This is a genomic window from Nostoc sp. FACHB-152 (genome assembly GCF_014697475.1).
In the GTDB taxonomy this organism is placed as follows: Bacteria; Cyanobacteriota; Cyanobacteriia; order Cyanobacteriales; family Nostocaceae; genus Nostoc_B.
The window spans coordinates 21,587-28,042 of record NZ_JACJRV010000083.1 but is presented as its reverse complement, the minus strand read 5'-3'; the positions used below and the strand labels follow the sequence as shown (position 1 = coordinate 28,042).

Genomic DNA, 6,456 nt, shown 5'->3' with positions numbered 1-6,456 from the left:
AGAAGAGCTTATGGTTTAACTAACTTTGATAATTTTAGAAGAAGAATTCTACTCAATTGGTATTTCTGCTACTAATTTATCATATCTAGTCTGGGAGAGCCAGAAAATATTTTTCAACAGAAACGTAATCATTACTTGAGGTTAATAGGTATAAGGTCAATGTCGGCAACTAAGCTTGTCAAAGTCTTTTACTGCTATTCCAATTCTGTTCGAGATGAAGAAATGCGGCAAAAACTAGAAAATCATCTTAGAGGTTTGGAACGGCAGGGTGTTATTACTAAGTGGCACAAAGGTATGATTAGCCCTGGAAAAGACTGGGAAGTAGAGAATGATAATCAATTAAAAACGGCTGATATAATTTTGGTGCTAATTAGTTCGGATTTTATTGCTTCCGATTATCACTGGGAAGTTGTAATAAAAAAGGCTATGCAACAGCATAGGGCTAGGAAATCTCGTGTCATTCCTATTCTCCTTCGTCCTGTTCTTAATACTTGGAAACTGGCATTAGATAACCTCCAAGCATTACCCAAAGGTGAAATACCCGTTACTTCTTGGAAACCGTATGATAACGCTTTTGTTAATATTGCTGAAGGTATTAAAGAAGCAGCCGAAGAACTTAACGACCCTACCTTTCATATTAAGAAATATTCTCGGCAAGCTAGTCCAGTTGTAATATCTATTTTCAAGCTTATCGGCAATGCTTGTGTATATATAATAAGAGGATTTTGGAACCTTTTATTTAAATACCCAACTTATCGTAGGTATCGTAGAGTAAACAAGATACCACTAAGATTAATTCTTATATTTATAGCATTTCTTGTATTTATAAGCTCAACCTATCAACAATATGATGTTCTAGAAGCTCCTTCATCAAATTTACCTGGAAGTTTTTTACCAAAACCTAATTCTAATCCAGAACTATCCCAAAAATTAAATCCTACTGGATGGATATGGTTAGGTATGGTCAAAAATAGTTCTGGTGGTGTCTTTATAAAAAAAACACTAATTAATAAACCAAAAAACGTTTTAGAATCACCTAGTATTACTTCTATTAATGTTCCATCACCAGGCACAATAGTAACTGTTAGGTATAAAGTGAATTTAAAAAAAGGAAAATCTTCTTCTTCAACAAAAATTGATGTATTACAAAGAGGTGACAAGCTAGTAATACTAAAAGTAGAACCTGTAGGAAAGCCCAATAGAAATGCAACATATATTAGATTGATGGCACAAATTCGTAAATGTAATAACTTTTGTAATAACTAACAATTAAGATGTTTTTACATATTTGTTTGTGTGAGTTATGAGCTTACTCTCCTATGATCACTAAGTAAAGGAAGCATACTTAAGAATAAATACATACAAACATTGTAGTATTAGTGATTCATCATTGACTTCTAGATATAAAATTTTCTAGAAGAGTAAATCTGAGGAGCAAGCATCTGTCTTTACAATTTATCAATATCCCCCCTGCTAATTCTCAGCCCCCCGTTGGCTTAATTGTCGCTTTGCATGGTTGGGGCGCTAATGCTGAGGATGTGGCATCTTTATTACCTTATTTCCAGCTACCTACTTACCAGTTTATTTTCCCTAATGCACCATATCCCCATCCTTATTCTTCGGTTGGCAAGGCATGGTATGAATTGCGAAATGAGAATATGTATCTGGGTTTAGCTGAAAGTCGGCAATTACTAACCGAATTTTTGCAATCTTTAGAAAGCAGCACTGGCGTACCTTTATCGCGGACGATTTTGTGTGGCTTTTCTCAAGGTGGGGCGATGACTTTAGAAGTGGGGTTAAAGTTACCTCTAGCTGGCTTAACAGTGATGAGTGGCTATTTACATCCTGATGCTGTACCGACGGGGAAAAAGGAGATTCCGCCAACTTTGGTTATGCACGGTACTAGAGATGAAGTTGTGCCTTTGTCAGCAGCCATAAAAACGCGAGAAACTTTGCAATCTCTAGGATTTGCGGTAGATTACATACAATTTGAGGCGGGGCATGAAATTAATCTGCAAATGTTAGATGCGTTACGAAATTTCGTTTTAAAGATAATTGCGTAGCCTGAAATACAAATTTTTTACAGTTATGGTAAAAATCATGCAAATTTTTACGAAAGAAATGCCGTCTAATGAGTAATATAGATTGGGTGGTTGCGTCAAGCGCAACTTTACCCAAGCTGAATGCAAATGCTGCATAAGGGAGGGGCAAGCATTATGAAGACTCTAGGCATTTCCAGGAATGAAATAGCTGCCATGACCGCAGCAGATGTGGAAGATTTAGCTACGCGTCTGGAACTTGATAATTATAGCAATGCTTTTGAAGGTTTGAACGATTGGCATCTACTGCGAGCGATCGCCTTTCAGCGTCCAGAATTAGTGGAACCCTATATCTACCTCTTAGATTTAGAACCTTACGATGAAGCTTAGGTGAAGTCTGAAGTATAAAGTATGAAGTATGAAATTAATTTCAGGCTTCATCTTTTCTTCTGATGTCTAATCTTCAGTCTCCAAGCGAAAATCGCAAAAAAAGGATTCTTGTTTGTGTAGGCGGCGGCATCGCCGCCTATAAGCTTTGTGAGGTGGTTTCGACGCTATTTAAAAGTGGGGTGGAAGTTAAAGTTATTCTCACCCATTCAGCCCAGGAATTTATTACACCTTTAACTTTAGCTACTCTTTCCCGTCACCCTGCCTATACAGATAATGATTTTTGGCAACCAACTCACTCTCGTCCGTTGCATATTGAGTTGGGTGAATGGGCAGATTTAATTGTAATTGCGCCTTTAACTGCGAATACGTTAGCTAAGTTAACCTACGGGATGGCTGATAATTTGCTGACGAATACTGTGTTAGCGTCAACTTGTCCTGTGCTGTTAGCACCAGCAATGAATACCGATATGTGGGAACAGTTGACGGTGCAACGCAATTGGCAACAGTTGTTAACAGACGGCCGCTATCATGGGATGAGTACAGCATCAGGTTTATTAGCGTGCGATCGCATCGGTGCTGGTAGAATGGCGGAACCTTCAGAAATCGTCACTCGCATTCAATCTTTATTACATACTGGCGGTAAGCGAGATTTAGTCGGTAAACGCATATTAATTAGTGCTGGGGGAACGCGAGAGTATCTCGACCCAGTAAGATTTATTGGAAACCCTTCTACCGGGAAGATGGGTTTGGCGTTAGCGCAAGCCGCATTACACCGTGGCGCAAATGTTACTTTAGTACATGGCGTAGCTAGTTGGGATGTACCGTTGGGTGTGCAAGCAATACCCGTCATCTCAGCCGAAGAAATGCAACAGGTAATGCTGGAATACTTACCTAATGCTGATGTGATTGTGATGTCGGCAGCTGTAGCTGATGTCAAGCCCAAAGACTATAGTACAGAGAAATTGCCCAAGCGATCGCTCCCCCAAGCTTTACCCTTAGAACCTGTACCTGATATTGTTGCTCAACTAGGAAAACTCAAACAACAACATCAGTTATTAATTGGCTTCGCTGCACAGACTGGAGATATTATTACCCCAGCAAAGGAGAAGTTGCAGACGAAGAAATTAGATGTAATTGTTGCTAATCCTATCGATAAAGTTGATAGTGGTTTTGGGAGTAACAATAATCAAGCCGTATTTTTAGATGGGCAAGGTCATCAATTAGAAATTGCCCATTGTTCTAAATTAGAAATGGCGCATCATTTATTTGATTTTGTGATGGGTAGAAATGGTTGATTTTTTCTTGCCTCACACGGAGGCGCAGAGAGTTTTAGTTTTAAGTAAATTGTATTGCTCGAAAATGCAGTTTATTTCTTCGCCTGAATTACTTGTAAACTCCCACCTGCATAAAGTTGTGTCTTCTCTATATTGAAGCCAATTTCCTTTAACAAACCTGACAAATCAGTTTTGATTAACTGCCAAGCTGTTTCTGTTTCAAATAATAGTAAAAACAATGATACTCCTGGCCAAAATATGGGATTATTTGGTGCATGAAAATCTACTAATGTAAAGACTCCTCCTGGTTTTAAGACGTGATAAACTTCTTGAAGAATTTGTCGTAATTGTTCAGGTTGCATTTCATGTAAAGCTGCACTAGTATGCACTACATCAAAGGTATTCTCTGCAAAAGGCATTTTCTCTGCAAAAGCTTCCACGTATGCGGCTTGGGGGACATTATGTTTTGCCCGTTGCAAAGATTTCGGTGAGGCATCTAATCCTGTTACATTTTGTGAAATTTTTACTAAGAATTGTGTAGATTGTCCACTACCGCAACATAAATCTAATACCTGAGTATCTGAATTAATTGTTAAGCCTTGTAAGGCAAGTTGACGAAAACGGGTTTCACCACCGACGCTGATAGCAGCTACGCGGGAAATAGCATCATACAACCATTGATATTGGTAACTTAAATCTCGTAAAATTGTTGCCATTGCATCATTCCTGACTGTTAAGCTTTATATTTAATAAAGATATATTGTTAACATTAGTAAAAAATCTGAAAAGGTTGGGGGAAAATAACTGCTATGGGTCGTGTAGGCGTTTTATTACTCAATCTCGGTGGCCCCGATAAGTTAGAAGATGTTGGGCCATTTTTGTACAACTTATTTTCTGATCCCGAAATCATTCGCCTACCATTTCGCTGGTTGCAAAGACCCCTAGCGTGGTTTATTGCGTCACGGCGCATGAAAACATCTCAAGAAAATTATAAGCAAATCGGTGGTGGTTCTCCCTTACGGCGAATTACAGAAGCGCAAGGAGAAGCCTTAAAAGAACAGTTGAATGATTTAGGACAAGAAGCTAACATCTACGTAGGTATGCGTTATTGGCATCCCTATACAGAAGAAGCGATCGCCCACCTGACGCAAGATGATATCGAAAAACTAGTCATTTTGCCTCTTTATCCGCAATTTTCTATCAGTACCAGTGGTTCTAGCTTCCGGCTATTAGAAAAACTTTGGCAAGAAGACCCAAAACTGCAACGTCTGGAATACACTGTCATTCCCTCTTGGTATAAACAGCGAGGCTATCTGCAAGCGATGGCGGAACTCATCGCTCAAGAAATAGACCAATTTCCTAATCCTGATGACGTGCATATCTTCTTTAGCGCGCACGGTGTCCCCAAAAGCTACGTTGAAGAAGCAGGCGATCCCTATCAGCAAGAAATTGAGGAATGCACATACTTAATCATGCAGACCCTCAATCGTCCTAATGCTCACACCTTGGCTTATCAAAGCCGTGTCGGCCCTGTAGAATGGTTGCAGCCTTATACTGAAGATGCGCTCAAAGAATTAGGCACACAAGGCGTGAAAGATTTAGTTGTTGTACCTATTAGTTTTGTCTCAGAACACATCGAGACATTGCAAGAAATTGACATTGAATATCGAGAAATTGCCGAAGATGCAGGAATTCACAACTTCCGTCGCGTACCTGCACCTAATACTCATCCAGTATTTATTAGAGCATTGGCAGACCTCGTAATTGAGGCAATGCAACAACCCAACTTCAAGCTGTCACAAGCAGCCCAAATGAAAAAAAGAGTGAAGATGTACCCGCCAGAAAGTTGGGAATGGGGTATGACTACAAGCGCAGAAGTGTGGAATGGTCGAATTGCCATGTTAGGCTTTATTGCCTTAATTATTGAGCTAATTACTGGTCGTGGTCTGTTACATATGATCGGACTTTTGCAGTAACAAATTAAAAATCAATAACAGGTCAATTCAGGAGTCAGGATAAATAAGTTTCTGACTCCTAATTTTTCGGTTTCCTCTGATTTTTTCAATAACTTTTGTTGACGTATACTTGACTTTTAAAACGCCAGTCATACCATTGTTTAGCACTACGTACAGCAAACCAAAGTAGTATTAAAGCAATTAGTCCTCCTTGCCAGGGAGCATCAAAGGCAAATAACACCAAAGCAATACATAAGGTATCTTGCAAAAATACTGCCCACAAAGGTAGGCCTCGCAAGCGATAAAACCACCCAATTTGTACTAGTTGTAATACTAAAGCTAACAAACCACCAATTAAAGCAATTAACCAATTAGGTGTTGCAGTTGCAGAAGCGACTGCTAATCCCATTATTGCCCCGACAAGAGGAGATAAGAATAACTGAACTACTTGCATAATTCTCTGCCCCAGCAGCTTTTTTGAAGCAAAAAATTCTAATAGAGACAAACTAGTGAGGCAGCCTAATAATATCGGTGAGGAAATGTGAGATAAGATAGGCGTTTGCGACCACAAGTTGCTGCCCTGCAAGAGTCCAATTATCAATAGAGGTATGCCGATTCTCATTCCTGCTGCCGCAGAAGCAGAAAGCATTGCAAGAATTTCAATCATTAGGACAATCTATAAATAAACAAATATTTGTTATTTAGATTACCCACTATTTGTAGTAATTCCAGCAGATATCGAAATTATTCGTTGAGTCAAGTCAGTGGGGTGCGTTGTCGCTTAGGCAACGCACCCCA

Annotated in this window: 7 protein-coding genes; 5 read left to right on the top strand and 2 right to left on the bottom strand. The window is 39.3% G+C overall.

Going from position 1 to position 6,456, the window contains the following annotated elements:
- The first annotated feature begins 159 nt into the window (after positions 1-159).
- From H6G76_RS30780 to coaBC, 4 genes are all read left to right on the top strand, one after another.
- Positions 160-1,266, top strand: coding sequence for a toll/interleukin-1 receptor domain-containing protein (locus H6G76_RS30780; RefSeq protein WP_190709426.1), 1,107 nt, complete (start codon positions 160-162; stop codon positions 1,264-1,266).
- 176 nt (positions 1,267-1,442) lie between these two features.
- The gene (locus H6G76_RS30775; RefSeq protein WP_190709436.1) at positions 1,443-2,063 is read left to right on the top strand and encodes an alpha/beta hydrolase; all 621 of its coding nucleotides are present in this window, start codon (positions 1,443-1,445) and stop codon (positions 2,061-2,063) included.
- A 153-nt stretch (positions 2,064-2,216) separates the two neighbouring features.
- Positions 2,217-2,429, top strand: coding sequence for a DUF2555 domain-containing protein (locus H6G76_RS30770; protein WP_062297109.1), 213 nt, complete (start codon positions 2,217-2,219; stop codon positions 2,427-2,429).
- A 62-nt stretch (positions 2,430-2,491) separates the two neighbouring features.
- Complete coding sequence (gene coaBC, locus H6G76_RS30765) at positions 2,492-3,724, top strand: bifunctional phosphopantothenoylcysteine decarboxylase/phosphopantothenate--cysteine ligase CoaBC (protein ID WP_190709424.1); 1,233 nt, start codon at positions 2,492-2,494, stop codon at positions 3,722-3,724.
- A gap of 71 nt (positions 3,725-3,795) precedes the next feature.
- Here coaBC and H6G76_RS30760 read toward each other — a convergent pair whose 3' ends face one another.
- Entirely contained in the window at positions 3,796-4,419 is a 624-nt protein-coding gene (locus tag H6G76_RS30760; protein ID WP_190709422.1) for a class I SAM-dependent methyltransferase, read from the bottom strand.
- Positions 4,420-4,512: 93 nt separating this feature from the next.
- Between H6G76_RS30760 and hemH the strand changes: the two genes are divergently transcribed.
- Positions 4,513-5,679, top strand: a complete 1,167-nt coding sequence (gene hemH, locus H6G76_RS30755; protein ID WP_190709420.1) for a ferrochelatase — start codon at positions 4,513-4,515, stop codon at positions 5,677-5,679.
- Positions 5,680-5,764: 85 nt separating this feature from the next.
- Here the strand turns inward: hemH and H6G76_RS30750 are convergent, their stop codons facing one another.
- Positions 5,765-6,325 (bottom strand): DUF4126 domain-containing protein, encoded by a 561-nt coding sequence (locus H6G76_RS30750; RefSeq protein WP_190709418.1) that lies wholly within the window; start codon positions 6,323-6,325, stop codon positions 5,765-5,767.
- Between the last annotated feature and the right edge of the window lie 131 nt (positions 6,326-6,456).